Here is a 26,380-nt window from a genome sequence, read left to right on the forward strand (position 1 = left end):
TGAAGCGGGGTGCTGTCGCGCGGACTTTCGCGCGGTTGGCGTTCATGTAGCATAGGGTGTCGAGGGCGCAAGGGGCAGACCCGATGGCTGGACGAGGCAGGGGCTCGGATCAGGGCGAGGACGCCGCCATTGGCGTCAGCGAACGGTCTCTCTTTGCGCCTCTGCCAGCCCCGCTGCCGCCGCCGTCGCCCCTTGTGCCGGCTCCCGGCAAAGCGCCGCTCCAAGCGGATGTCGCCGCCTCTGTTCCAGTTGCCGAAGCCGGCAGGATCATGCGCGTGCGTCGGAAAATCGGCCTGGTGTCGCTGCGTCGTCTGCGCCACAGCGTGGCCATGGCGGCGGGCCTGGAGCTCGACCGAGGCGTGGCTTTCCTGCTGGTGCCGGTCTGCCTGGCGAGCGGAGCAATCGGCTATTTTTCGCTGACGGCGGAGCCCGATTTTGCCAAGCCCGTCGCGGTCGTCGCCCTAGCCGCGCTCTGTGCGCTCGTCTCGCGCTCATGGCCCAAAACCCATCTGTGCTTCGTGGCGGTGCTTTTGTGCGCGCTGGGTTTGCTCGCCGCAAAGGTCGAGACGTGGCGCGCGGGCACGCAGATGCTGGGTTCGGAAATCTCGACGCAGGTGACCGGCCGGGTCGTCTCGCTCGAGCGCATGGAGAGCGGCCGCATCCGGCTGACCATCGATGTGACGTCGACCGCAAGGCCGAAATTGCGCTATGCGCCGGAGCGGCTGCGGCTTTCGGCACGAAAGATACCGGCAGACATGACAGCCGGGTCCCTGATCACTGGATACGCCAAGCTTTTGCCGCCGACCGGCCCGGTGCGGCCGGACAGCTACGACTTCTCCTTCGACAGTTACTTCGCCGGCATCGGCGGCAGCGGGTTCTTTCTCGGCAATCCAAAACCTGTCGTCGCCGATGATGGCGACATGCCGCTATTGGCCCGTCTTTCCTCTAGCGTGGAAAATGCCCGTGAAGCGATTGCCGACCACATCAGGGGCAGCGTCGGTGGCGCCGAAGGCGAGATCGCCGCGGCGCTGATCGTCGGCGTGCGCGCCGGCATTCCCGATGAAATCAATGAGGCGATGCGGCGTACCGGCATCTACCACATCATCTCGATTTCGGGACTGCACATGGCGCTGGTCGCCGGCACCATCATGGGTTTGCTGCGCGGCGCCTTCGCCTTGTTCCCGGACTTTTCCGCGCGTCGCCCGGTCAAAAAGTATGCCGCCGCCGCGGCATTGTTTTCGATCGCTGCCTATCTCATCATCTCGGGCGTCGTCGTTGCCGCCGAGCGTAGCTTCATCATGCTGGCGGTGATGCTGATTGCGGTACTGTTCGACCGAGCGGCACTCACCATGCGCAATCTGGCGATCTCGGCGATCGCCGTCATTGTGGTGTCGCCGCACGAGGTGGTTGGCCCGAGCTTCCAGATGTCCTTCGCCGCGACCGCGGCGCTGGTCGGCGCCTATGCCGGCTGGTCGGATCATCGTGCGGGAAAAGCGAGACCGCCGCCGCCAAAGCGATCCTTACCCGGTTTCCTGACGCGAAAATTCCTGCTGGCGGCGGGCGGCTTGGCCATGACCTCCATCATCGCCGGCGGCGCCACGGCGCTGTTTGCCATCTGGCATTTTCAGCGTGTGTCGCCGCTCAGCCTGTTCGCCAACCTGGCCATCATGCCGATCGTGTCACTGGTTGTCATGCCTTTTGCCGTCCTCAGCGCGCTGGCGATGCCCTTCGGCGCCGACGGTCCCTTCCTTTATGTGATGGGCAAGGGCCTGACGGCGATGATCGCCATGTCCGGATGGATTTCCGAGCGTTCGCCGGTCGATGGGGTCGGATTGATTTCGCAGCAGTCTGTCCTGCTGGTGGCGATAGCCCTGGTCATTGCGACGATGGCGACGACATGGCTGCGGCTTGCGGCTCTTCCCTTCGCGATTGCCGGCCTGCTGACCGTCTCGGATACGCGCACACCGGACGTGCTGATCTCGGAGGACGCCCGACTGGTTGCCTTGCCGATCGGGGGTGGCGAGCTCGCCGTCAGCCGCGCGCGGCCGAACGAATTCACGGTCGACAACTGGAAACGCGCTCTGACATCCGAAACCATCGTCGTGCCTGAGGTGTTCGACAAGGGCGACGGACAATTCGAGATCGCGGATGCCGTTGAACTGCCGCCGGGATCGCCATTCTATTGCAGTTCAGGCGTCTGTCTCGCCAGGCACACGTCCGGCGCGATCATTGCTTATGTCGAGGATCGCAAGGACACATGGAAAGCCTGCGGTTTCGCCGAGCTGATCGTCATCAATGACGCGACGGCCTATGACGCTTGCCACAATCCGCTGGTTCTCGTCGTCACCAAGCGGCAACTGGCTCGCAAAGGCAGCGCTGCCGTCTTCTTCGATCGCCAGTCGGCGACTGCGCCGGCTACCGTCAGCTTCGCGGTGGACAGGCCTTACCGGCCCTGGCACACGCAACGTAAATTCTCACGCGAGGCGAGGGGACTGCCGCCCTTCAAGAGACCCGAGAAGCCGGTGGTTAAACTGCAGCCGCCTCAGTAGCGGCGGATCAGGCCAACGAGCTTGCCTTGCACCTTGACCCTGTCCGGGCCGAAAATGCGGGTTTCATAGGCTGGATTGGCGGCTTCGAGAGCAATCGAGGCGCCCTTGCGGCGGAACCGCTTCAGCGTCGCTTCCTCTTCATCCACCAGCGCCACGATGATCTCGCCAGGCTGGGCGGTGTCGGCGTTGCGGATGATGACGGTGTCGCCGTCGAAGATACCGGCCTCGATCATCGAATCACCCTTGACCTCCAGGGCGTAGTGCTCGCCGCCCATGATCATGTCCGGCGGCACCGAGATCGAGTGCGTCTGATGCTGGATGGCGTCGATCGGCACACCGGCGGCGATGCGGCCCATCACAGGGATCGACACGGCGGAGACCGCGTCGTCGTCATTGCCGGGCGAGGGCATCCGCGAAGGCGCCGGCTTGATCTGCCGGCCAAGAGCACCACCCTGACCGAGACTGCCCTGGATGACGCTTGGCGAGAACTTCTTTGCCGCGTTGAGGCCGGGCGCGATCGAGTCCGGCAGCCGCAGCACTTCCAACGCGCGTGCCCGGTTGGGCAGGCGGCGAATGAAGCCGCGCTCCTCGAGTGCAGTGATCAGCCGATGAATCCCGGATTTGGAGGCAAGGTCGAGCGCCTCCTTCATCTCGTCGAAGGATGGCGGAATGCCGCTTTCCTTCAGGCGTTCATGGATGAACATCAGCAGTTCGTGTTGCTTGCGCGTCAGCATGGCGACCCCCTGGATACCTGAAACCAGAATCAGAAAAACAAACCCAGAACAAACACTATCTGTTCCAGTTGTGTTCTGCAACCGTTTAAAGTTTAATGAATTTGTTAAGGCGGCGGAAATTATTCCGCGGTTGCAAGCGGGCCTCGTCGACGACAGCATCCCGTCACGGTGCGCTTTCGGGCATTGAAATTGTTATGGTTAATAGCCTGTGGCCCATCCCGAGCTCAGGCCTGGCATGAGCTGCCGCCAGGCCTCTCGACGACGGGCATTCCAGCTTACCGGGCATTCGTTTGCCGTGAACGAAACGAAGCCAAAATGCCAACCTTGGTTAACCTATTACAGCCTGCGCTGACCACCCAGCAGCGAACGCATTCGCGAGCTGGAAATTCGTCCCTCGGTCATATGACCAGGGGAGAGCCGGCGACAACAGACCGTCGAGACGGCTGCTTCAGGTAACGGCTTCCTTGACGGCGAAACGCTGGTCCTTCCATGCACCCGTGCGCAGAATGTCTTCCAGCACCTCAACCGCCAGCCACACATCCTTGTAGCCGACATAGAGCGGCGTGAAGCCGAAACGGATGGTTGATGGGGCGCGGAAGTCACCGATCACGCCACGCTCGATCAGCGCCCGCATGATTTGATAACCGTGGTCGTGAAGGAACGACACCTGGCTGCCGCGTCTGGCCGCGTCGCGGGTGGTCTCCAGCGTGAGACCATAGGCGCCGCACTTCGCTTCGACGAGCTGGATGAACAGTTCGGTCAGCGCGACGCTTTTCTTTCGCAAAGCCGCCATGTCGACGTCGTTCCAGATGGCAAGCGCACCTTTGAGCGCCCGCATCGACAGCACCGGCTGCGTGCCGCACAGAAAGCGGCGGATACCGGTGCCGGCAACATAGCCCCGTTCGAAGGCAAAGGGCCGCGCATGCCCCCACCAGCCGCTGAGTGGCTGGCTGATTTCGCCGTGGTGGCGCTGTGCGGCATAGATGAAGGCCGGCGCGCCCGGACCGCCGTTGAGATACTTGTAGGTGCAGCCGATGGCGAAATCGGCATTTGCATGGTCGAGCTCGACCGGCAGGGCGCCCGCGGTGTGGCACAGATCCCAGACGATCAGCGCTCCGACCGCATGAGCCTTGCGCGTCAGCGCCGCCATGTCGCGCAGTTCACCCGATTTGTAGTTGACGTGGTTGACCAGGACCACCGCGACGCTTTCGTCGATCAGCTCTTCGACAGTTGGCGCGTCGACGCCCGCAAGGCGCAGCAGGACGCCGTCCCGGGTCGAGGCCACGCCTTCGGCGATGTACAGGTCGGTGGGAAAACTGTCACCTTCGGCGACGATGGCCAACCGGCCGGGCCGCATCTCCAGTGCTGCATGCAGCACTTTGTAGATGTTGGTCGACGTCGTGTCGCAGACGACGGTCTGTCCAGCCGCGGCTCCCATCAGGCGCCCGAGCTGGTCACCGAGTTCGATCGGCATCTCGAACCATCCGGCCGTATTCCAGGCCCGGATGAGATCCTGGGCCCATTCCTGGGTCGCCGCCTGCTGCAGCTCGCCGAAGACGGCATGAGACGCTGCCCCCAGTGAATTGCCGTCGAGATAGATCACCCCTTCCGGCAGAATGAAACGATCGCGCATGGCACGCAGCGGATCCGTGGCGTCCATCGCTTCGATCGCAGCGAGATCGGGAATTCCACTCATGGTCAGTCCTCGGTTGTTCGCGAAGGGTTTTCCGCCACAGAGCGTCCCCTCGGTGCGGCTGTTCTCATTTCGGTGAGGTCAGAGCCGGGTGCGGACCGTCCACAGTTCCGGAAACAGCACGACCTCAAGCATCTTCTTGAGATACGACGCACCAGACGTGCCGCCGGTGCCGCGTTTCAGGCCGATGATGCGCTCGACCGTGGTGACGTGGTTGAAGCGCCAGCGGCGGAAATAGTCCTCGAAGTCGACCAGCTTCTCGGCCAGCTCGTAGAACATCCAGTAGCGCTGCGGGTCGCGGTAGATGGTCTGCCAGGCGACCAGGACCTCTTCATTCTCGGTTCGCGTCTCACGCCAGTCCGTGCGCCTGGCATCAGCGCCGATGTCGAATCCGTTGCGCGCCAGAAGCAGCAGCGCTTCGTCGTAGAGCGATGGTTCGGCCAGGATCGCCTCCAGCTTTCCGCTGAGGTCAGGCCGGTGCTTGTGGGGGCCGAGCATGGCGAGGTTGCGGTTGCCGGCCATGAACTCGATGGCGCGATACTGCCAGGATTGAAAACCCGAGGATTGGCCGAGCGCGTCGCGGAACTCGGTGTATTCGCTGGGCGTCATCGTCCGCAGCACGTCCCAGGCATTGTTCAGCTGCTCGAAGATGCGGGCGACGCGCGACAGCATCTTGAAGCTCGGCTCGAGCCGGTCGGCGCGGATGGAACGGATCGCAGCGCCAATCTCGTGCAGAGCGAGCTTCATCCAGAGTTCGGAGGTCTGATGCTGGATGATGAACAGCATCTCGTCATGCGCCGACGACAGCGGCGTCTGGGCCTCCAGCACCTTCTCCAGGTGCAGATAGTCGCTGTAAGACATGCGCTCCTTGAACGACATCTGTGCGCCTTCGGACGCTGGATCGTAGGGCTCGCTCAATTGATTTTCTCCGTGCGCAGCCGGAAGCGCTGGATCTTGCCGGTCTGCGTCTTGGGTAGGGTGGCGATGAATTTTACTGACCGTGGATATTTGTAAGGGGCGATCGTCGCCTTGACGTGGTCCTGCAGGCGCTTGGTGGTCAACGCGTCAGGCGCCACGCCTTGCACCAGCACGACATGCGCCTCGACGATCTGACCGCGTTCGGCATCCTCGGCGCCGATGACAGCGCATTCGGCGACGTCCGGGTGCGCCAGCAGTGCCGCCTCGACCTCGGGGCCGGCGATGTTGTAGCCGGCGCTGACGATCATGTCGTCGGAGCGCGCGGCGAAATGGAAGAAGCCGTCTTCGTCCTGGGTAAAAGTGTCGCCGGTGAGGTTCCAGCCGTCGCGCACGTAGTCCTTCTGCCTGTCATCGGCCATGTAGCGGCAGCCGGTCGGGCCGCGCACCGCCAGCCTGCCGGTCGCGCCGCGCGGCACCTCGCGCATCTCGTCATCGACGATGCGCGCCTCATAGCCGCCCACCGGCTTGCCGGTCGACGCGGGCTTCATGTCGCCAAAGCGGTTGGAGATGAAGATGTGCAGCATTTCGGTGGCGCCGATGCCGTCGAGGATCGGCTTGCCGGTCTTTTGCGTCCACTCCTCGAAAACCGGAGCGGGCAAGGTTTCGCCGGCCGAAACGGCGACACGCAGCGATGACAGGTCGGCACCTTCGTCCATGGCCTTCAGCATGGCACGGTAAGCGGTCGGCGCGGTGAAGGAGATCGTCGCTTTGTAGGTCTCGATGATGTGGATCATGTTGGGTGGCGTCGCCTGCTCCAGCAGCGTTGCCGCCGCACCGAAGCGCAGCGGGAAGATGGCGAGCCCGCCAAGGCCGAAGGTGAAGGCCAGCGGCGGCGAGCCGACGAAGATGTCGTCCGGCGTCACCTGAAGGATTTCGCGGGCGTAGGCGTCGGCGATGATCAGCAGGTCGCGGTGGAAATGCATCGTCGCCTTCGGCACGCCTGTCGTGCCCGAGGTGAAGCCGAGCAGCGCGACGTCGTCGCGGCCGGTGTTGACGGCAGTGAATGTCACCGGCTTGTCGAGCGCGGCACGATCGAGTTCGGCATCATGGTTGGCGGTGCCGTCGAAACCGATGACCTGCTTGAGGAATACGCTGTCCTTGGCGCAGGCGGTCATCTCGTCCATCAGCCTGGTGTCGCAGAGCGCGACGGTGATCTCCGCCTTGTCGACGATCTTGGCGAGCTCGCCGGCGCGCAGCATCGGCATGGTGTTGACGACCACGGCGCCGACCTTGGTGGCAGCCAGCCAGCAGGCGACCATTGCGGGGTTGTTGGCCGAACGGATCAGCACCCGGTTGCCCGGCTGGACGCCATAATTCTCGACCAGCGCGTGGGCCAGCCTGTTTGTCCAGTCGGACAGTTCCTTGTAGGTGCGGCGGCGGCCATTGCCGATCAGCGCGGTGTGGTCGCCGAGGCCTTTCTCGACCAGCCTGTCGGTCAGTTCGACACCGGCGTTGAGGCGTTCGGGATAATCAAAGCCATCGAGCAGGATATCAGGCCATTGCTCCGGCGGCGGCAGGTGATCGCGCGTGAACGTGTCGATATGCGCTGAAGGCCCAAGCATGTCGCCGCTATCCCATCTGCTGGATGGCCAGTGCGCGAGGCGCCTGGCCGGATGTGGTGGATCTAAAGGTCCTGTTTTTGAGGAGGCTTCGTGCCGCCGTCGCACCTGCTCGGGGATGCCCCCGGAAAGAGTGCACATTTGCAGGTTTTGGGCAGCACAGCAGACCTCCCATTGTCGGCTGTTCGTCAGGGCAGGATCGCACCAGTCGAAATTTGTTTCAAGCCTAAAATGTTTTTGCTCTGGAGCATTGACGCACGGCATGGCGGTGGCCATTGCTAGCGGAGAAACGATGCCATTCCGGGGGAGGGTGCCGATGCTCGAACGTCACATTGCCGATTGGGACAGCGCCTATGCCAACGGTGCGAACATTGCCGGCAGCGACCGCTGGCCAGCCGCCTGGGCGGAACCGGCGCAAGCGTTTCGCAATGCGCTTTCGTCAGAGGGCCGGGCACGGCTCGACATCGCCTATGGTGACGGGCCGCGCAATCGGTTCGATCTTTTCTTTCCCAAAGCCGCTCCCAAGGGGCTGGTGGTGTTCCTCCATGGCGGTTACTGGCTGGAGTCCGACAAGAGTACCTGGTCGCACCTCGCCAATGGCGCGGTCGGCAGCCGCTTTGCCGTGGCGATGCCGTCCTACACGCTGTGCCCGGACATACGCATCGCCGGCATCGTCAGCGAAATCGGCGCGGCGATTGGCAAGGCAGCGGCAATGGTCGACGGGCCGCTGATGCTGACCGGACATTCGGCCGGCGGCCATCTCGCCAGCCGCATGGTGACCATATCAACGCCCCTGGCCGCCGATGTGGCGCGGCGCATACGCCATGTCGTCTCGATTTCGGGCCTGCATGACCTGCGTCCGCTCATGCGCACCGGCATGAACGCGGCGCTGGCTATCGACGAGCACGAGGCGCTGACTGAAAGCCCGGCGCTGCTGCGGCCCGTGGATGGTGCCCGCATCACCTGCTGGGCCGGTGGTGGCGAGCGCGCCGAATTCCTGCGCCAGAATGCTTTGCTTGCCAACATCTGGACCGGCCTTGGCGCCACCACCAGCGCGATAGTCGAGCCTGACCGGCATCATTACGATATTGTCGACGGCCTTGCCGATCCGGCGCATCCGCTGACCCGGACCTTGATCTCGGAGTAGCGCCGAGATCGTTTTCTCGTGTGTTATGAATGGCTTGTCTTGGATTCCTCAGCGCAGCATCAGAACGCTGCAAGCCTCGCCCGCAGCCGCTGCGGAGGCAAACGGCGCGCGCACGATCAGCCCGTTGGCGTCGGCCAGCATTCGCAGCATTGAGGAATCCTGGATGCCGAACGGCGTCGCCACCAGCGCGCCGTCATCTTCCCTGACCACGGCCCGCACATAGTCCTGGCGCAAATCATTGGCCGGCATTGCGGCGCCCAATCGCGCCGGGCGTATGTCCTGGCGATGGTTGCGGCCGCCGAGCCGCGCCAGCAGCGGCTTCAGGAACAGCTGCGAGCAGACCAGGCTTGCCACCGGGTTGCCGGGCAGGCCGATACACCTGATATCGCCGAGGCGGCCGAACATCAGCGGCTTGCCGGGGCGCATGGCGATCTTCCAGAAGCCGAGCGCCATGCCTTCGCCGGTCAGCACATCGTGGATCAGGTCGTGATCGCCGACCGAGGCGCCACCAAGCGTCACGATGACATCCGCGCCGGCCACGACCGCTTGTCTGACCAGCGCGGCGATTGCCTCCTTGCGATCGGCGGCAATGCCGAGATCGAGCGCGCGGGCGCCAACGGACTGTGCCGCGGCGGCAACGCCATAGGCATTGGACGAGATGATCTGGTCCGGCCCGAGTTCGCTGCCGGGCGGCAACAATTCGTCGCCGGTGGCGATGATGGCGACCAGCGGCCGTTTCACCACGCTAACCTGGGGGTGGTTGGCCGATGCCGCCAGCGACAGCGCCGCCGGGTCGAGCACGCGGCCTTTTTCGAGCAGCACGTCGCCTTTCGAAAAGTCGAGGCCGATGCGGCGGATGTTGCGTCCCTCGGCGGTGGGCTCGATCACTTCGATGTCGCCGCCGCCGAGATCCCTGACATTCTCCTGGATGACGATGGTGTCGGCGCCTTCGGGCAATGGCGCGCCGGTGAAGATGCGCACCGCCTGTGCCTGGTTGACCGTACCGTCATAGCCACGTCCGGCCGGCGCCATGCCGATCACCGAAAGTCGCGACGGCACCGACGCCACATCGGCGGCACGGGCTGCGTAACCGTCCATAGCGGAAGCGTTGAAGGGCGGCTGGGTGCGAAGTGCCACGACCGGTTCCGCCAGCACGCGGTCCACCGCCTCGAACAGCGGAACGCTTTCGCCGGCCAGTGGCGCAGCGCCTTCCAGCAGGCGTTCGAGCGCCTCGGCGACCGGAACCAGCGCCATCAGGCACCGGCCCTGTAGTCGCTCGACTTGCCGCCGGTCTTTTCGACCAGCCGGATGCCGGAGATGACCATCGCGCGGTCCACCGCCTTGGCCATGTCGTATATGGTCAGGCAAGCGACGGAGGCGGCGGTCAGCGCTTCCATCTCGACGCCCGTCTTGCCGGTGACGCGCGCCAATGCGGTGACCTTCAAGCCAGGCAAAGCATGGTCCGGCTCGATGTCGACGGAGACCTTGGTCAGCAGCAGCGGATGGCAGAGCGGGATCAGTTCATGGGTCTTCTTCGCCGCCATGATGCCGGCGATGCGCGCAGTACCGAGCACATCGCCCTTCTTGGCGTTGCCGGCGAGGATCGTCTTCAGCGTCTCGGGTTGCATCGTGACAAAGCCTTCGGCGATCGCCGTGCGCGTCGTCTCTGCCTTGTCGCCGACATCGACCATGTTGGCCTCGCCCTGCGCGCCGAGATGGGTAAGGGCTGATGTCATCGTCAGACCGCCTCGGCCGGCGCCTTGCCTGTCAGCAGCAGGTGGGTCGCCGTGGTGACGTCCTGTTGCCGCATCAGGCTCTCGCCGACAAGGAAGGTGCCGATGTCGCTCTTTTGCAGCCTGAGGCAGTCGTCGTGCGTGAAAATACCGCTCTCGCTGACCAGCAAGCGATCGGCCGGCACCATCGTCGCCAGCCGCACTGAAGTGTCGAGGCTGGTCTCGAATGTGCGTAGATTGCGGTTGTTGATGCCGATCAGCCGCGACGACAGTTTTAGCGCGCGCTGCGTCTCGGCCTCGTCATGCACTTCGATCAGCGCATCCATGCCGAGTTCGAACGCTGTCGCTTCGAGGTCGCTGGCCAGGGCGTCGTCGACGCTCGCCATGATGATCAGGATGGCATCCGCGCCCCAGGCACGGGCTTCGTAGACCTGGTACGGATCGAACAGGAAATCCTTGCGCAGCGCGGGCAGGGCGACGGCGGCTCGCGCCCTGGTGAGAAACTCCGGCGCGCCCTGGAAGGACGGCGCGTCGGTCAGCACCGAAAGACAGGCAGCGCCACCCTTGGCATAGGCCTGCGCCAGCACTGGCGGGTCGAAATCGGCGCGGATCAGCCCTTTGGACGGGCTTGCCTTCTTGATCTCGGCGATCAGCGCGAAGGCACCGGATTTGCGCTTCGCTTCGAGCGCGGCAAGAAAGCCGCGCGGTGCGTCCGCGTCCTTCGCTCGCGCCTTGATTTCGGCCAGCGGCACACGTGCCTTTGCCGCCGCGATCTCGTCGCGCTTGTAGGCCTCGATCTTGCGAAGAATGTCAGACACGTTTTATCCGTTCGAAATCTCGACCAGCCTGTCGAGCACTTGCAGGGCCCGGCCGCTGTCGATGGCTTGCGCGGCGAGCGCGATGCCGTCACCAAGCGTCGTCACCTTGCCCGCAATCACCAGACCGGCGCCGGCATTCATCAGCACGGTGTCCCGATAGGCGCCGGCAGCGCCGCCCAGCATATCGCGCAATGCTGTGGCGTTGTAGGCCGCGTCGCCGCCGCGCAATTCATCCTTGGTGTGGCGCGCCAGCCCAACCGCTTCAGGGGTCAGGGTGAAGCTGCGGATCTCGCCGCCGATCAGTTCGGCGACCTGCGTCTCGCCGGTGGTGGTGATCTCGTCATAGCCGTCGCCATGGGCAACCCAGGCATGCTCGGCGCCCAGCGCCTTCAGCGTCTCGGCCACCGGCAGGATCCACTCCGGCAGGAACACGCCGACCATCTGCCGCTTGACGCCAGCCGGATTGATGAGGGGCCCGAGCAGGTTGAAGATGGTGCGGGTGCCGAGCTCGACGCGGGTCGGGCCGACATACTTCATCGCCGGGTGGTGCGCGGGCGCGAACATGAAGCCGACGCCCGCTTCATGGATGCAACGGCCGATGAATTCGGGCGAGATGTCGATCTTGACGCCAAGCGCAATCAGCACGTCGGCGGACCCTGTCAGCGAGGACAGACCGCGATTGCCGTGCTTGGCAACCGGCACACCGCTGCCTGCGATGACAAAGGCCGATGCCGTCGAAATGTTGACGCTGTGGGAATTGTCGCCGCCGGTGCCGACGATATCGATGGCGCCGTCCGGTGCGTCGACATGCAGCATCCTGGCGCGCATGGTGGCGACGGCGGCGGAAAGCTCGCTCACCGTCTCGCCGCGCACGCGCAGCGCCATCAGGAAGCCGCCGATCTGGCCGGGCGTGGCGTCACCCGACATGATGATGTCGAAGGCCTCGCGCGCTTCCTCGAAGGAAAGCGCGCTGCCGGTCGCGACCTTGGCGATATGGGTTTTCAGCGCGCTCATCTTGTCGAGGCTTGGGCAACGGCGGCCTGGTCGACGCGAACGTCGTACTGCGTCTGCAACTGCGCCACCAGCTGGTCGAGCAGGTCGTCCGACATGCCGGAGGTGAAGGATTTCTGCGCATCGTCCGGCACCGAGCTGGCATCGGCCCCAGCGGGCTCGAACACTTCGGCGACCTTGTACAGGATCTGACCGTCGCCGGTGGGCGAGGGGATCAAGCCGGTGCCGCCTTCGCCGACGCCGAACATCGCTGCCGCACCCTCCTTGCCGAAATCGACATCGTCGGCCTCGCGCTTGACGCCGCGCTTGGTCTGCTTCTCCAGCTTGAGTTCACCGGCAATGACGTCGAGCGTGGCACCGGCCTTGAGCCGCTTTTCGAGCTCGTCAGCCTTGGCGGCGAGCCGCTTGGTGGTCTCGGCCGTCGTCCAGTCGGCGACGACTTTCTGACGAACCTCGTCCAGCGTGCGGTCGCGCGCCGGCGTGACGGAAGCCACCTCGTAGAAGACAAAACCATTGTCCGCCGTGGTCAAAGCTTCGTTCTCGGTGCCGGGTTCGGCGTCGAAGACAGCCTTGATCAGCTCCGGCGATTGCGGCAGGTCCTTGACGATGCTTGCGTCAGGCCGCAATCCGCTGCGATCGATGGCGTCGATGGTGATGAGCTTCAGCTTCAGCTTGGTGGCGGCGTCGGCCAGCGAACTGCCGGCGGCGCGGGTATCTTCATAGCTGTCACGCACGTCCAGGAGGATGCGGCTCGCCTCGCCCAGCGCCAGGTCCTTGCGGATCTGGTCGGACACCTCGGTCAGCGGCTTCACCACCTCAGGCTTGATTTCGGTGACGCGCAGCAGCACCGGGCCGAAGGCACCCTGCACGACCTGACTGACTTCATTGGCATTGAGCGCGAAGGCCGCGTCGGCGACCGCCTTGTCGGCGATCTTGTCCTTGGCCAGCGTGCCGAGCAGCGTATCGGCCGGGGTCTTGCCTTCCGCCGTGACAAGCTTGTCGAAAGTGGCGCCGGCCTTGAGCGAGATCGAGCGCTGCCTTGGCCGCATCCGGCGTCTTGAACACAAGCTGCTCGATGGTGCGCAGTTCCGGCGTGGTGTAGCGCGCCTTGTTCTTGTTGTAGTCGTCGCTGACCTGGCTGTCGGTGACGGCGGTCGTATCCATGATGTCGACGGGTTCGAGGCGGACATAGGAGAATTTGCGGTATTCGGGCGCCGCGTATGTCTTCTTGTTTGCTTCGAAATAGGCGGTAAGCACGCTGTCGGACGGCGCCTGGATCGGCTCGACCAATGCCTTGGGCAGTGTCACATAGTCGATGGTGCGGTCTTCGCCGCGATAGAGCGCAACCGCCTTGAAGAAAGTGTCCGGAGCCTTGAGGCCATCCGAGACCGCCTCGACGATCTGCTGGCGCACCGCCACCTGGGCACGGTTCTTCAGATAATCCTCGGGCCGCATGCCAATCTGGCGCAGCATGTATTCGAATGTTCTGCGGTCGAACTGACCGCCCGGGCCCTTGAAGGCCGGATCTTCGCGCGTCAGCTCGGCCAGCCGGTCCTTGGACAGTCCGAGGCCCAGTTTGCGCGCCTGTTCGTCAAGAACGGCACCCGAGACGAGCTGAGCCAGCACCTGGTTATCGACGCCGAGCGCCTTTGCCTGTTCGTGGCTGAGACGCTGGCCGAACTGCTGCGACATGACGGCGAGCTGGCGATCATAGGCGAGACGGTATTCGTTGATCGACACTTTGGTGCCGCCAGCGGTTATGACCGAATCATGGCCGGCGAAACCGCCCATCAGCCGTCCGGAAATGCCCCAGACCAAAAAGCTGAGCACCAGCAACACCAACAGCCCCTTCGCGACCCAGGTGCCTGCCGCGCTTCTCAATATACCAAGCATTTTTACTTCCGATTTATGCGCATTTTCGCGTGCGCCGAGTCTGAAACAAGCGCAATAGCGCCCTTCCGGTCCACTGTCGATTGCTTTGTGGCCTGATTTTGGTAGTGAGGGCCAGAGCCCGATATCGCCCGGAGAAGCAAACCCATGACGCCTGGAATTCGCCCGCTCGTCGCCGGCAACTGGAAAATGAACGGCACCAGTGCCTCGCTCAACGAACTCAGGATGATCGGCAACGGTTTCATGAGCGGACTTGATGCGGAGACAGAAGCGCTGGTTTGCGTTCCCGCGACCCTGCTTGCCCATGCCGCGGAGATCCTGTCGCGCACGCCGGTGCATGCCGGCGGCGAGGATTGCCACACCAAGGAGAGCGGCGCCTACACCGGCTGCATCTCGGCGGAAATGCTGAAAGATGCCGGCGCCAGCCATGTCATCGTAGGCCATTCCGAATGCCGCGAGCAACGGGGCGAGGATGACGCGACGGTCCAGGCCAAGGCCTCCGCCGCCTGGCGCGCCGGGCTCGTGGCCATCATTTGCATTGGCGAGACGCAGCAGCAGCGTGAATCGGGCGCGACGCTGGACGTGCTGTCGCGGCAGGTCGACGGCTCGGTGCCGCCAAGCGCCACCCCGTCCAACACCATCATTGCCTATGAGCCGGTATGGGCGATCGGCACCGGCCTGACGCCGACCGCCGCCGATGTGGCCGAAGCACACGCACATATCCGCGAAAGGCTGTCGGAAAAGCTCGGCAGCGTCGCGGCGAAAGTGCGCATTCTCTATGGTGGCTCGGTCAAGCCCTCCAACGCGGTCGAACTGCTCGGCGTCAGGAATGTCGACGGTGCCCTGGTCGGCGGCGCCAGCCTGAAAGCGGCTGATTTTCTCGCCATCGCCGAGGCTTATCGCAATATCGGTTGAAGACATTCGCCCCGCTGGACAGGGCTTCCGGTGCCGGAAATCGTTGCAAAGGGCGGGTTGCTTCCCATATTCCGGCCACGGGCTTGGAAATGCCGTCAAAGCATTGTATTGAGCCGCCTCCAATTCACCGGTCGTGTCCGCGGCCGGGCAAGGCCTTGCCAGGATAAACTATGGAAACCGTACTGATCGTCATCCATCTCATGGTCGTGCTCGCCCTTGTCGGCGTGGTGCTGCTGCAGCGTTCCGAAGGCGGTGGCCTCGGCATCGGTGGCGGATCCGGCTTCATGACCGCGCGTGGTGCTGCCAATGCGCTGACGCGTGCGACGGCGATCCTGGCGGCTGCCTTCTTCGCCACGTCGCTGACACTGTCGATCGTTGCCCGCTACGGTGAGAAGCCGATCGACATCCTCGACCGTGTGCCGGCGACATCCGATGGTGCGGCAGGCAAGGGCGTGCTCAACCAATTGCCCGGCACGACCACCCCGGCGCCCGCCGGCAACGCCACGCCGACGCCGCCATCCGGCAACGACGCCGCGGCTCCGGCGACTGCCCCGGCTACGGCGCCTGCCGCTGGTTCGACGCCACCGGCAACCAACGGCGCCGCTCCTGCCGCGCCGGCGACCCCGCAGGTCCCTAACCAGTAGTCTTCGGCGCCTGACGCCGCGATCTGTGGTCGTTTGAACACAGTCGCGGCAAATGCAGCAAGATCACGAAGATTCCACTGGGTGAGGCGCGGCCTCGCGCTTGAGGCACCCGCGCTTATTCGACTATAGATTGCGCGCGGCATTTCCGGCGCCTTGGGGGCGCTGGGCGACGCCGTGGGCAACAAGCATAGAACGATCGGATCTTCGCCATGCAGCTTCGCAGCTTCATTTTCCTGGGACTTTGCGCCGCACTCGGCATGAGTTCCCCCGCTTTCGCTGGCGTTCCGGCCAATATGGCCGCACAGCCTTCGGTTGAAACAACCTCCGCCATCAACGTCGCCGTCAAAAGTGATGCGACGCAGTTGAAGCTTCTCAAGAAGAAGAAAAGCCCGACGCCGGACGACCTCGCCCAGATCAAGAAGATCGAGGCCAAGATCGTTGCCGACAAGGAAGCCGCCAAAGCCAAGGCGCTCGAAGCCAGGAAGCTGGCGATGCGCGAGGCGGCCAAGGCCAAGGCCGACGCGGAACGGCAGGCGTTCCTGGCCAAGAAGGGCAAGAGCGCGCCGGCAACCGAGGTGGCCGATGCCAAGCCGGCCAAGAAGCAGGCTGCCAAGATCGTCGAGCCAATCGAACCGATCGCGCCGATCCAGTCGGCCGAGCCGCTTCCGGCGGAGGCGATGAACGTCGCCCTGACCGGCAACAATGGCGAGTTGCGCAGCGAGGTCATCGGCCAGAAACAGCCGAGCAGCGGCGGTCTGTTCGCCGGTCTCTTCGGCGGCACCTCGTCCGGATCGTCGATAAGCTATCTCCCAGAGACACGGGCTCTCGATCAGGCTCTCGCCAAGAGGGAAGCCAAGAAGCAGTTCAAGGTGAAGCCGGAGTTCGTGCCGCAGGACGTTGAATTCAGCGGTTACGCGGCGGGCACCATCGTCATCGACACCAGCGCGCGCCGCCTCTACCTCGTCGAATCATCCTCCACCGCTCGCCGCTACGCCATTGCGGTCGGCCGCGAAGGCCTGCAGTTCAAGGGCACGGTTGCGGTCGGCGACAAGCAGGAATGGCCGCGCTGGATCCCGACGCTGGACATGCAGAAGCGCGAGCCGAAGCACTACGGCCAGTACAAGGACGGCATGCCCGGCGGTGGTCAGAATCCGCTCGGCGCGCGCGCCATCTATCTCTATGACGGCAAGAAGGACACGCATCTGCGCATCCACGGCACCATCGCGCCGCAGTCGATCGGAACCAGCGCCTCGAATGGCTGCTTCCGCATGATCAACGAGCATGTGATGGACCTTTACAGCCGCGTCAGGGTTGGCACCAAGGTCGTCATCATCTGACGTTTTCGTCATCCTGCCGAAAGGGCCGGCTCAGCCGGCCCTTTTGTTTTGCCCTGTTCACGACCCAAGCGCCTTCTTGGGAAAAAACCTTCGCGGTGGTTTTTTCTCTGGCGGAATCAATCCGGCCGCGTTAAGCGATGACTCCCATGGCGCGATATGTATTCATCACAGGCGGCGTGGTTTCCTCACTTGGAAAAGGCATAGCCGCAGCGGCCCTTGGGGCTCTCCTGCAGGCGCGAGGCTATCGCGCACGCATCAAAAAACTCGATCCTTATCTCAATGTCGATCCGGGGACGATGTCGCCGTACCAGCATGGCGAGGTTTTCGTCACCGACGATGGTGCGGAAACCGATCTTGATCTTGGCCATTACGAGCGTTTCACAGGGCGCTCCGCCAACCAGCAGGACAACATCACCACCGGCCGGATCTACAAGAACATCATCGAGCGCGAGCGGCGCGGCGACTATCTCGGCGCCACCGTGCAGGTCATTCCGCACGTCACCGACGAGATCAAGAATTTCGTTCTCAACGGCAATGACGACTATGATTTCGTGCTGTGCGAGATCGGCGGCACGGTCGGCGACATCGAGGCGATGCCATTCCTGGAAGCTATACGTCAGCTCGGCAACGACCTGCCACGCAACAACGCCGTCTACGTCCATCTGACGCTGATGCCCTACATCCCGACGGCGGGCGAACTGAAGACCAAGCCGACCCAGCATTCAGTCAAGGAGCTGCGCGGCATCGGCATCGCGCCCGACATCCTGCTGGTCCGCGCCGACCGTGCCATCCCGAAGGAAGAGCGCAGAAAACTGTCGCTGTTCTGCAATGTGCGCGAAAGTGCCGTGATCCAGGCGCTCGACGTGCCGCATATCTACGATGTGCCGATGGCCTATCACAAGGAAGGGCTCGATTCGGAAGTGCTGGCCGCCTTCGGTATCGATCCGGCGCCGAAGCCGCGCATGGAGCCCTGGCAGGCGGTGTCCAACCGCATCCATAATCCCGAAGGCGAGGTCACCATCGCCGTGGTCGGCAAATATACCGGCCTCAAGGATGCCTACAAATCGCTGATCGAGGCGCTCTCGCATGGCGGCCTGGCCAACCACGTCAAGGTCAAGCTCGACTGGATCGAGATCGGAGATCTTCGAAAAGGAAGATCCGGCGCCGTGGCTGGAAAAGGTGCACGGCATCCTGGTTCCCGGCGGCTTTGGCGAGCGCGGTTCCGAAGGCAAGATCCTGGCGGCGAAGTTCGCGCGTGAGCGCAAGGTGCCGTATTTCGGCATTTGCTTCGGTATGCAGATGGCCTGCATCGAGGCGGCGCGGTCCCTGGCCGGCGTCGAGCATGCATCCTCAACCGAGTTCGGTCCGACGGAGGAACCGGTCGTCGGCCTGATGACCGAATGGTTGAAAGGCAACATGCTGGAGAAGCGCCGCGAAACCGGCGACCTCGGCGGCACGATGCGGCTCGGCGCCTATCAGGCCGAGCTCGCCAAGGGCTCCAAGATCGCCGAGATCTATGGCGACACGCAGATTTCCGAGCGCCATCGCCACCGCTACGAGGTCAATGTCGACTACAAGGAGCGGCTCGAGGATTGCGGCCTGGTGTTTGCCGGCATGTCGCCCGACGGCGTGCTGCCCGAAACGGTCGAGTATCCCGACCACCCCTGGTTCATCGGCGTGCAGTATCACCCGGAACTGAAAAGCCGGCCGCTCGACCCGCATCCGCTGTTCGCCAGCTTTATCGAGGCGGCGGTGGAGCAGAGCCGGCTGGTGTAGCAACCAGGCTGGCGGTAATGCAGACCTATGTCGCGCTGCTTTACACCATCATCCTGGGTGAGGGGCGACGGCTCGTCATGGCCGATCTCAAGGCCATGGCGGAACAGCTCGGGCTGAAGAACCCGCGCACGCTGGTGGCGACAGGCAATTTGGTCTTCGAGGCGCGGGCGACTGATATCGCCGATCTGGAACAGCGGCTGGAAGCAACCTTCGAAAAGACCTTCGGCCGCCATGTCGACATCATCGTGCGTGGTGCCGAGGACTGGCTGAAGCTTGCCGCCGGCAATCCGTTCCCGGCTGAATCCGCCGAGGCGGGCGACCAGGTGGCCGTACGAGTGATGCGCGCGCCTGCGCCCATGGAGGCCGTGACGAGGCTCCAGGCCTATGCCGACAAGGACGAGAAAGTGACTTCGGTCGGCGGCGACATCTGGGTCGTCTTTTCGCGCGCGAGGCCAAGCTCGCGGCTGCTTGCGGCGATGAACCATAAGCGCATGGGCACCGGCACCTCGCGCAACTGGAACACCGTGCGCAGACTGGCCGAGATGGTGGACGGTAGGCAGTAGGCAGTAGGCAGTAGGCAGTAGGCAGTAGGCAGTAGGGAAGCAGTTCTCTACTCCCTAGCACCCACTGCCTACTCCCTCATTTTCAAGCCTTTGCCGTTTTCGCTCCAGCGCCGAGGGCGGCGGTGCGCAGCACGTAATAGATGATGCCGGCGATCGCCACGCCGAAGAACCAGCCATAGACGCCCCACCACGACGGCAGCCAATTGGTGAAGTTGGGCAGGATCGACGAGAAGGTCGTGCCGATGCCGGCGGCGATGAAGGCATTGACGTGCCAGCCGCCCTGGAAGCGGAACTCGCCGTCCTCGCGGTACAGTGCCTCGACGTCGACCTCGCCTTTGCGGATCAGATAGTAGTCGACCATCATGACGCCGAAGATCGGTCCCATCGTCGCGCCGATGATGCCGACGAAATGCGCCGCACTGCCGTCCCACGGCGCGAAGGGATAAAGCAACAGCGCGATCACGGCCGCGATGTAGCCGCCCTTCTTGAAGTCGATCTGACGCGGGAAGACGTTGGAGAAGTCAAAGGCCGGCGAGACGAAGTTGGCGACGACGTTGATGCCGAGCGTCGCCACAGCGAAAGTCAGCGCGGCGAGTGCCGCCAGGAACCAGCTGTCGAACTTGGCCGAGATCTGGTCGGGATGCAGCAGCACCTCGTGGTAGACATCGTAAGCGGCAATGGTGGTGACGCCGGCAACCAACGAGAACAGGATGAGGTTGACCGGCAGGCCCCAGATGTTGCCCTTGCGCAGCGCTGCCTTATCGGGCGCGTAGCGGGCGAAGTCGCAAAAATTGAGATAGAGCGCCGAGAAATAGGTCACCCAGATCGCCGCGGCTCCAAACAGCGCCGTCCACGACCCGGGATCGCCCGGAATGCCGGCATCGGCGGTCTTTGCGCGCAGCACATCCATCGGAATGTCGCTGGTAAAGGCGAAGCTCCCCGATTTGACGCAGAGATAGATGGCCAGGAGCAGCATCATTACCCACACCGCCGGGCCGGCCCAGTCCTGGAAGCGGCGCACCGTTTCCATGCCCTTCTGGATGATCAGCAGCTGCAGCGCCCAGATGACGACGAAGCAGATTACTTCCAGCCCGGAATGGCCGAGGAAGTGCGTGTTGGCGTTGAAATCGGCGAACCATTGCGAGCGGATCAGCAGCGCCACGATGGCGCCTGAGGCGGCGGCCGTCTGTGCGCCATACCAGAAGCAGGCGACGATGGCACGCACCAGTGCCGGTATGTTGGCGCCCCATATGCCAAAGGAAGCGCGGGCCAGCACAGGGTAGGGCACGCCGGTCTTCACGCCGGCATAGCCGACCATGTTCATCAGCGCATAGATGATCAGCGAGCCGATGCCGATGGCGATGATGAAGTTGACGAAGCCGCCGCAAAACAGGAACAGGCTGGCGGCGAGATAGTAGCCCCACAGGCTGTGAACGTCCGACGTCCAGACGTTGAAGATCGAAAACGGCCCCCAGTTTCGAACCTTGGCCGGAGCGAGATCCTCGTTGTAAAGGTCAGGCGATGCGCCTTCTATGGTCACTGCAATGTCCTCCCCTTGATTGGCCGCGCGCCTCCACGCGATGGCCGTGCAGGTTAAGCCTGACGCAGGGGAACCGGCAATCGATCCATTTGCCGGCTTTGGCCTTAAAGATATTCAATGCGAACCGCGATTATCGAGGGGCCGCAATGGTGGGCCGCTGTTGAATGCCGCCGGTCGGGTGATCGAATTTCGGTAATAGCGGCAACCTAAGTGATGGCCATCACCCGCTTATGGTCCTCGACTTCCGACAACAGCCAGTCCTGGAACAGGCCGGTGCCCGGCTTGTTGCCGATGCTGCGGCGCTGGTGCAGGTAGATGCCGGCCGGATAAGTATGACGGGCCTGAAACGGCGCGACAAGTTTGCCTTGCTGCAGAAAATCCTGTGCCATCATCGTGTCGGCAAGCGCTATCCCCGCGCCATTGATCGCCTCGCGCATGATCAGCGTGCAGTCATCCAGCGTCGTACTGGATTTCGGCGTCGTGTCCAAAACGCCTTCCTGCTCCAGCCAACGCTTCCATCTCGTGCTCTCGCACTCATGGATCAGATGATGATTGACCAGATCGGCCGGCGATCGCAGTGGCACCGGCCCTTCGAGCAGTGAGGGTGCGCAGACCGGCGTCAGAACCAGCGGGATCATCAGCGTCAACGCCGGGCCGGCCTTGTAGACGAACTCGTCGACAATCGCCAAATCGAAGTTGGCGCGCTTGCCTGAGGTCGAGATCTCCAACTCCACCGCCGGATGCAGCTTGCGAAAGTTCGGCAGCCGGTCCGCCAGCCAAAGGTTCAGGACGGCCGGGACGCACAGGACCCGGACACGCTGGGTCCTGCTGTGGGTCGGACCATCGGCGAGGCTGACATCGTCGGTGGCGCGCCAGATGGCCTCGAACGCTTCGGAGAGGCTGCGCGCATAGTAGGAGCCGCGGATGGTCGGCGTTATCTGGCGAAAGCCGCGTTCGAACAGGTCCTGGCCGAGATTCCTTTCAAGCGCACGGATGTGGCGGCTGACAGCCGAGGGCGTCAGATGCAATTCTTCCGCTGCGTCCTTGACGCTGCCGAGGCGAGCGGCGGCCTCGAAAGCGCGCATGCCATTGAGTGAGGGTAGGGCCATTGGCCGATCATGAATTGTCGATTGAGTTTTTGTCAATCGACATGGACAGAATTGGCGTTTGATCGCCTGCCCCATTAGGGGATACCCAAAAGGCAAGAGCAACTAAGTCGTCTCAAGAAAACGACTATTTGGGAACACCGGCACCATACCACCAACGGCAGAGACCGGCTTGACCAGTCTCACTGGTGGAGAGCGAAGCTTTGCCCGGTATCGCCGCAATTGGAGAGAACACCAGCCTATGCCTCAATCGCCAGCGCCGGTCTTCGAAACCGCGGACGAGATTTCAGCGGAAACCTCCGTGGTCGTGATTTTGCAAACTGCCCAAACAGGCTTTGGCCCCCGGGCAGCGGCTCTGGACGCGGAGATGAGCGGGATACTATCCCGTGCCTGCTCCGACCCGGCCGCCTTGGCCGAATCCGGCGCCTGCGTCGATCTTATCGCCCCGCAAGCAGTATCGACCAAGCGCGTGATCGTCCTGGCCTTGGGCAAAGCTGAAGCCGTAACGACCCTGTCCTTGGCGCGCGCCGGCGGTTTGCTCGCCGCGCATCTGGAAGGCAAGGGGGAATGCGCGGCCACCCTGGTCCTGGACCCCATCGCCGGCGTTGACCTGTCCGGTGCCGAAATCCTGGCGCGCGTCGCGCTTGGCATGCGGCTGCGGCGCTATCGTTTCGATATGCGCAACCGACGGCAAGGGGCGGGAGCGGATCGAACCTTGCGGGTGAAACTGGTCGGGGCAGGCGGCCCGGACCTGACCTCGGCGCTGGCGCGGATCAATGCCATCGCGGATGGTGTCGAATATGCACGGACCCTGGTCAACCTGCCGCCGAACCATCTCCACCCCGACAATTTCCGCGATCATCTGGAACCGCTGCGTGAAGCCGGCATCGACATCGAAATGCTCGATGCCGCGCAACTGAAAGAGCTCGGCATGAACGCGCTGCTCGCCGTTGGGTCGGGCTCGGCACGGCCGCCACGGGTCGCTGTCCTGCGCTACCGCGGCAAGGGTGCTCCCGCCCAACCGCTCGCTTTCGTCGGCAAGGGCGTTTGTTTCGATTCGGGTGGCCTCTGCATCAAGGGCGGGGCGCAGATGTTCGACATGAAGGCCGACATGGGTGGTGCGGCGGCGGTGGTCGGCCTGCTGATAGCGCTCGCCCGACAAGGTAGCCCCGTACACGTTGTCGGCGTTCTTGGCATCGCCGAGAACATGCCGTCCGGCACCGCGCTCAAACCGCGCGACATCATCACGACGGCCTCGGGACAGACCGTGGAAGTGTTTGACACGGATGCGGAAGGACGCCTGCTTCTGGCCGACTGCCTCCACTATACAGCCACGCGCTTCAACCCTTCGGTGATCGTCGATCTGGCGACGCTGACCTATTCGGTGACGCGTGGCCTGGGGTCGATATTCGCCGGCCTGTTCAGCACCGACGATGCCATCGCGTCACAGATGATCGCGGCCGGAGAAGCGGTCGGCGAGCGGTTCTGGCGGCTCCCGCTCGACCGGGCCTACGATGAGGGTCTGCAATCGCCGTTCGCGGACCTGCGGCATCATGCCAAGGACATGGAAGATGGCGACGCTCCCTATGCCGCGGCCTTCTTGCGCCATTTCACGGAAGATCGCCCCTGGGTACATCTCGACATCGCCAGCAAGGAACTGACCGACACCGATCGGCCTCTTGGCAGGCAAGGTGCCACGGCCTTCGGCGTGCAGATGCTGGAAGAGTGGGTGCAGGTCAGCCGCAGCAAAAGCTAAGTCGCGTCACGAGCAACAAGATGCCTTCAAACGCTGGGAACCGGAATGTCGTCTGAGATCATTGGCAGGGAAGGAAGAGCCTCCTTCGGCGCTTACGAGACCTGGTATCGGGTCAGTGGCGAACTTGGTGGCGAAAAGGCGCCCGTCGTGATCCTGCATGGCGGGCCGGGCGTCGCCCACAATTATGTCGATGCCTACAAGCTGCTAGCCCGAAGAGATCGCGCCGTCATCCACTACGACCAGTTGGGCTGCGGCAATTCCACCTTGCTGCCTGAGAAAGGCGCCGATTTCTGGACACCCCGGCTCTTCATCGACGAACTTGAAAACCTGGTCGACCACCTTGGCATTCGGACCGGCTTCCACGTGCTCGGCCAGAGCTGGGGCGGCATGCTGGGCGCCGAATATGCGGTCACGCGGCCGCAGGGTCTGAAGTCGCTGACCATCGCCAACTCACCGGCTTCCATGAAGCTGTGGGTCGAAGAGGCCAACCGGCTGCGTGCCGACCTGCCTGCGGATGTCCAGGAAACGCTGACCCGGCACGAGCTGGCCGGCACGACGGACGAGCCGGCCTACCAGGCGGCGACGATGGCGTTCTACGAGCGGCATGTTTGTCGGGTCGTGCCTTTTCCACCCGAGGTGACGGAGACCTTCGCCCAGGTTGTGCGCAATCCGACGGTCTATCATGTGATGAATGGACCGAACGAGTTCCATGTCATCGGAACGCTGAAGAATTGGAGCATCGTCGACCGCCTGCCGGCCATCGATGTTCCCACATTGATCATCTCCGGACGTCACGACGAGGCCACGCCCGCGACCGTGCAGCCCTACAAGGACGGCATCAGAGGGTCGCGCTGGGAGATATTCGAGCATTCCAGCCACATGCCGCATGTCGAAGAGCAAGATGCGTGCATGCGGGTGGTGGGAGACTTCCTGGACGACAACGACAACTGAAAAAAGGGGAATCAAGACATGAAGAAACTGCTTCTGGCGGCGTCAGCCGCAGCATTGCTGGCCGGCGCATGGCTGGCCCCGGCACAGGCCGAATACCTCAAGGAGCACCGCGGCGGCACCATTCGCCTGCTGGCCCGCTCGGCAGCCGGAACGCTCGATCCGCACATCAATTACACCGACCAGGGCTGGCAAATGTACCAGCCGATCTATGACGGCCTGGTGGCCTTCCGCAAGGCCGAGGGCATGGACGGCTTCACCATCGTTCCCGATCTGGCCGAAGCCCTGCCGCAGGTCAGCAATGACGGCAAGACCTTCACCTTCAAGCTGCGCAAGGGCATCAAGTTCTCCAGCGGCCAGGATCTTGGCGTGAAGGACGTTGTCGCTTCCTTCCAGCGCATCTTCAAGGTTTCCGGGCCGACCTCCGGCACCTTCTATGCCGGCATTGTCGGCGCCGACAAATGCCTGGCCGACACCAAGAGCTGCACGCTGGACGGCGGCGTTGTCGGCGACGAAGCGGCCGGGACCATCACCATCAACATCACCAAGCCGGATGCCGAGCTGCTCTACAAGCTTGCCTTGCCGCATGCCGTGGTCCTGCCGGCGGATACGCCCGCGGAAGACATGGGTTCCAAGCCCATTCCCAGCACCGGTGCGTATATGATCTCAGCCTTCGACCCCAACAAAGGCATGACGGTGTCCCGCAACCCCAATTTCAAACAGTGGAGCGAGGACGCGCAGCCGGACGGCTATCCGGATGTCGTCCAATATGATTTCGGCCTGTCCGAGGAAGCAGCCGTCACGGCGATCCAGAACGGCGAAGCGGACTGGATGTTCGACGCGCTGCCGAGCGATCGCCTGGGCGAACTTGGCAGCAAGTCCATGGACCAGCTGCACATCTCGCCGCTTTCGGCGTGGTGGTATGCGCCGCTGAACAACCGTCTTGCTCCCTTCGACAATGAAAAGGCGCGCCAGGCCGTTGCCTATGCGATCGACCGCAACACGCTGGTCAAGCTGTTCGGCGGCAAGGTGCTTGCTTCCCCGGTTTGCCAGGTTCTGCCACCGGACTTCCCCGGCCATGAAGACTATTGCCCCTTCACGAAGAATCCGGGCGCCAAATGGTCGGCGCCGGATCTCGACAAGGCAAAGCAGCTCGTCGAGGACTCCGGCACCAAGGGCCAGAAGGTGACCATCATCGTCGAGGACACCGCCATTTCGCGCTCCATCGGCGTCTATCTGCAGACCGTGCTGACCAGCATCGGTTATGTCGCCGACGTCAAGCCGATCTCGTCCAACATCCAGTTCACCTACATCCAGAACACCAACAACAAGGTGCAGATGTCCGTCACCCAATGGTACAAGGACTATCCCGCGGCTTCGGACTTCCTGAACATCCTGTTCAGTTGCGCCTCCTTCCGTGAAGGTTCGGACGCTTCGATCAACATCGCCGGCTTCTGCGACAAGGAGATCGATGCCAAGATGCAAAAAGCATTGGACCTCGGCGTCACCGATCAGGCAGCCGCCGACAAATTGTGGGCTGAAGTCGACAGGCAAGTCACGGACAAGGCACCTGCCGTCGGCCTCTTCACGCCGAAACGGCTTGACTTTGTCAGCAAACGTCTTGGCAACTTCAAGTTCAACCGGCAGTTCAACTGGATGATCACCCAGTCCTGGGTGCAGTAA

General features: G+C 63.3%; 19 protein-coding genes and 2 pseudogenes. 10 read left to right on the forward strand and 11 right to left on the reverse strand.

What is annotated here, in order from left to right:
• Positions 1-83: 83 nt before the first annotated feature.
• Positions 84-2,549: a ComEC family competence protein gene (locus HB777_11625; protein ID QND64502.1), complete on the forward strand. Its 2,466-nt coding sequence runs from the start codon at positions 84-86 to the stop codon at positions 2,547-2,549.
• Here HB777_11625 and lexA read toward each other — a convergent pair.
• The 4 genes from lexA to HB777_11645 all read right to left on the reverse strand — a co-directional run bounded on the left by lexA (position 2,543) and on the right by HB777_11645 (position 7,516).
• On the reverse strand, positions 2,543-3,283 hold the full coding sequence (gene lexA, locus HB777_11630) for a transcriptional repressor LexA (GenBank protein QND64503.1): 741 nt from the start codon (positions 3,281-3,283) through the stop codon (positions 2,543-2,545). The two genes, HB777_11625 and lexA, sit on opposite strands and share 7 nt — an antisense overlap.
• A gap of 448 nt (positions 3,284-3,731) precedes the next feature.
• Positions 3,732-4,979, reverse strand: coding sequence for a kynureninase (gene kynU, locus HB777_11635; GenBank protein ID QND64504.1), 1,248 nt, complete (start codon positions 4,977-4,979; stop codon positions 3,732-3,734).
• A 78-nt stretch (positions 4,980-5,057) separates the two neighbouring features.
• Positions 5,058-5,894 (reverse strand): tryptophan 2,3-dioxygenase, encoded by an 837-nt coding sequence (kynA, locus tag HB777_11640; protein QND64505.1) that lies wholly within the window; start codon positions 5,892-5,894, stop codon positions 5,058-5,060.
• Positions 5,891-7,516: an AMP-binding protein gene (locus HB777_11645; GenBank protein QND64506.1), complete on the reverse strand. Its 1,626-nt coding sequence runs from the start codon at positions 7,514-7,516 to the stop codon at positions 5,891-5,893. Before HB777_11645 ends, kynA begins: the two co-directional genes overlap by 4 nt.
• A gap of 313 nt (positions 7,517-7,829) precedes the next feature.
• On the opposite strand from HB777_11645, the gene HB777_11650 reads away from it, so the two are divergent.
• Entirely contained in the window at positions 7,830-8,660 is an 831-nt protein-coding gene (locus HB777_11650) for an alpha/beta hydrolase (GenBank protein QND64507.1), read from the forward strand.
• A gap of 48 nt (positions 8,661-8,708) precedes the next feature.
• On the opposite strand, the gene HB777_11655 is transcribed toward HB777_11650, so the two are convergent.
• From HB777_11655 to HB777_11675, 5 genes and pseudogenes are all read right to left on the reverse strand, one after another.
• Positions 8,709-9,914, reverse strand: a complete 1,206-nt coding sequence (locus HB777_11655) for a molybdopterin molybdotransferase MoeA (protein ID QND64508.1) — start codon at positions 9,912-9,914, stop codon at positions 8,709-8,711.
• Entirely contained in the window at positions 9,914-10,396 is a 483-nt protein-coding gene (gene moaC / locus HB777_11660) for a cyclic pyranopterin monophosphate synthase MoaC (GenBank protein ID QND64509.1), read from the reverse strand. The genes HB777_11655 and moaC overlap by 1 nt, the downstream gene beginning before the upstream one ends.
• A gap of 2 nt (positions 10,397-10,398) precedes the next feature.
• Positions 10,399-11,211: an indole-3-glycerol phosphate synthase TrpC gene (gene trpC / locus HB777_11665; protein ID QND64510.1), complete on the reverse strand. Its 813-nt coding sequence runs from the start codon at positions 11,209-11,211 to the stop codon at positions 10,399-10,401.
• Positions 11,212-11,214: 3 nt separating this feature from the next.
• Entirely contained in the window at positions 11,215-12,225 is a 1,011-nt protein-coding gene (gene trpD / locus HB777_11670; GenBank protein QND64511.1) for an anthranilate phosphoribosyltransferase, read from the reverse strand.
• A pseudogene (locus HB777_11675) lies at positions 12,222-14,115 on the reverse strand (peptidylprolyl isomerase). The gene trpD and the pseudogene HB777_11675 overlap by 4 nt, the downstream one beginning before the upstream one ends.
• 144 nt (positions 14,116-14,259) lie before the next feature.
• On the opposite strand from HB777_11675, the gene HB777_11680 reads away from it, so the two are divergent.
• The 5 genes and pseudogenes from HB777_11680 (at position 14,260) to HB777_11700 (ending at position 19,347) form a co-directional block, all read left to right on the forward strand.
• Positions 14,260-15,027 carry a triose-phosphate isomerase gene (locus HB777_11680; protein QND64512.1) on the forward strand — a complete coding sequence of 256 codons (768 nt, stop codon included), beginning with the start codon at positions 14,260-14,262 and terminating at the stop codon, positions 15,025-15,027.
• Between the two features lie 170 nt (positions 15,028-15,197).
• A complete protein-coding gene (gene secG, locus HB777_11685) occupies positions 15,198-15,671 on the forward strand; it encodes a preprotein translocase subunit SecG (protein QND64513.1) in 474 nt (157 codons plus the stop codon).
• A 209-nt stretch (positions 15,672-15,880) separates the two neighbouring features.
• Entirely contained in the window at positions 15,881-17,008 is a 1,128-nt protein-coding gene (locus HB777_11690; GenBank protein ID QND64514.1) for a L,D-transpeptidase, read from the forward strand.
• 146 nt (positions 17,009-17,154) lie between these two features.
• Positions 17,155-18,784 (forward strand): annotated as a pseudogene (locus HB777_11695) (CTP synthase).
• A 17-nt stretch (positions 18,785-18,801) separates the two neighbouring features.
• Positions 18,802-19,347 (forward strand): DUF1697 domain-containing protein, encoded by a 546-nt coding sequence (locus tag HB777_11700; protein QND64515.1) that lies wholly within the window; start codon positions 18,802-18,804, stop codon positions 19,345-19,347.
• A gap of 82 nt (positions 19,348-19,429) precedes the next feature.
• Here the strand turns inward: HB777_11700 and HB777_11705 are convergent, their stop codons facing one another.
• Together HB777_11705 and HB777_11710 are read right to left on the reverse strand one after the other, a co-directional pair.
• Positions 19,430-20,887, reverse strand: a complete 1,458-nt coding sequence (locus HB777_11705; protein ID QND64516.1) for an NCS1 family nucleobase:cation symporter-1 — start codon at positions 20,885-20,887, stop codon at positions 19,430-19,432.
• A gap of 206 nt (positions 20,888-21,093) precedes the next feature.
• A complete protein-coding gene (locus tag HB777_11710; protein QND64517.1) occupies positions 21,094-21,996 on the reverse strand; it encodes a LysR family transcriptional regulator in 903 nt (300 codons plus the stop codon).
• Positions 21,997-22,234: 238 nt separating this feature from the next.
• On the opposite strand from HB777_11710, the gene HB777_11715 reads away from it, so the two are divergent.
• The 3 genes from HB777_11715 to HB777_11725 are packed head-to-tail and all read left to right on the forward strand — an operon-like array spanning position 22,235 to position 26,380.
• Positions 22,235-23,749, forward strand: a complete 1,515-nt coding sequence (locus HB777_11715) for a leucyl aminopeptidase (GenBank protein ID QND64518.1) — start codon at positions 22,235-22,237, stop codon at positions 23,747-23,749.
• A 45-nt stretch (positions 23,750-23,794) separates the two neighbouring features.
• Positions 23,795-24,700: a proline iminopeptidase-family hydrolase gene (locus HB777_11720; protein ID QND64519.1), complete on the forward strand. Its 906-nt coding sequence runs from the start codon at positions 23,795-23,797 to the stop codon at positions 24,698-24,700.
• An 18-nt stretch (positions 24,701-24,718) separates the two neighbouring features.
• The gene (locus HB777_11725) at positions 24,719-26,380 is read left to right on the forward strand and encodes an ABC transporter substrate-binding protein (GenBank protein ID QND64520.1); all 1,662 of its coding nucleotides are present in this window, start codon (positions 24,719-24,721) and stop codon (positions 26,378-26,380) included.

This window comes from Mesorhizobium loti, assembly GCA_014189435.1.
Lineage (GTDB): Bacteria > Pseudomonadota > Alphaproteobacteria > Rhizobiales > Rhizobiaceae > Mesorhizobium > Mesorhizobium loti_G.

Excerpts from the sequence above, each read along its gene's own strand:
- HB777_11625 (QND64502.1), top strand. The coding sequence starts at position 84 with ATGGCTGGACGAGGCAGGGGCTCGGATCAGGGCGAGGACGCCGCCATT.
- lexA (QND64503.1), bottom strand. The coding sequence starts at position 3,283 with ATGCTGACGCGCAAGCAACACGAACTGCTGATGTTCATCCATGAACGC.
- kynU (QND64504.1), bottom strand. The coding sequence starts at position 4,979 with ATGAGTGGAATTCCCGATCTCGCTGCGATCGAAGCGATGGACGCCACG.
- HB777_11645 (QND64506.1), bottom strand. The coding sequence starts at position 7,516 with ATGCTTGGGCCTTCAGCGCATATCGACACGTTCACGCGCGATCACCTG.
- HB777_11650 (QND64507.1), top strand. The coding sequence starts at position 7,830 with ATGCTCGAACGTCACATTGCCGATTGGGACAGCGCCTATGCCAACGGT.
- HB777_11655 (QND64508.1), bottom strand. The coding sequence starts at position 9,914 with ATGGCGCTGGTTCCGGTCGCCGAGGCGCTCGAACGCCTGCTGGAAGGC.
- moaC (QND64509.1), bottom strand. The coding sequence starts at position 10,396 with ATGACATCAGCCCTTACCCATCTCGGCGCGCAGGGCGAGGCCAACATG.
- trpD (QND64511.1), bottom strand. The coding sequence starts at position 12,225 with ATGAGCGCGCTGAAAACCCATATCGCCAAGGTCGCGACCGGCAGCGCG.
- HB777_11680 (QND64512.1), top strand. The coding sequence starts at position 14,260 with ATGACGCCTGGAATTCGCCCGCTCGTCGCCGGCAACTGGAAAATGAAC.
- secG (QND64513.1), top strand. The coding sequence starts at position 15,198 with ATGGAAACCGTACTGATCGTCATCCATCTCATGGTCGTGCTCGCCCTT.
- HB777_11690 (QND64514.1), top strand. The coding sequence starts at position 15,881 with ATGCAGCTTCGCAGCTTCATTTTCCTGGGACTTTGCGCCGCACTCGGC.
- HB777_11700 (QND64515.1), top strand. The coding sequence starts at position 18,802 with ATGCAGACCTATGTCGCGCTGCTTTACACCATCATCCTGGGTGAGGGG.
- HB777_11710 (QND64517.1), bottom strand. The coding sequence starts at position 21,996 with ATGGCCCTACCCTCACTCAATGGCATGCGCGCTTTCGAGGCCGCCGCT.
- HB777_11715 (QND64518.1), top strand. The coding sequence starts at position 22,235 with ATGCCTCAATCGCCAGCGCCGGTCTTCGAAACCGCGGACGAGATTTCA.
- HB777_11720 (QND64519.1), top strand. The coding sequence starts at position 23,795 with ATGTCGTCTGAGATCATTGGCAGGGAAGGAAGAGCCTCCTTCGGCGCT.
- HB777_11725 (QND64520.1), top strand. The coding sequence starts at position 24,719 with ATGAAGAAACTGCTTCTGGCGGCGTCAGCCGCAGCATTGCTGGCCGGC.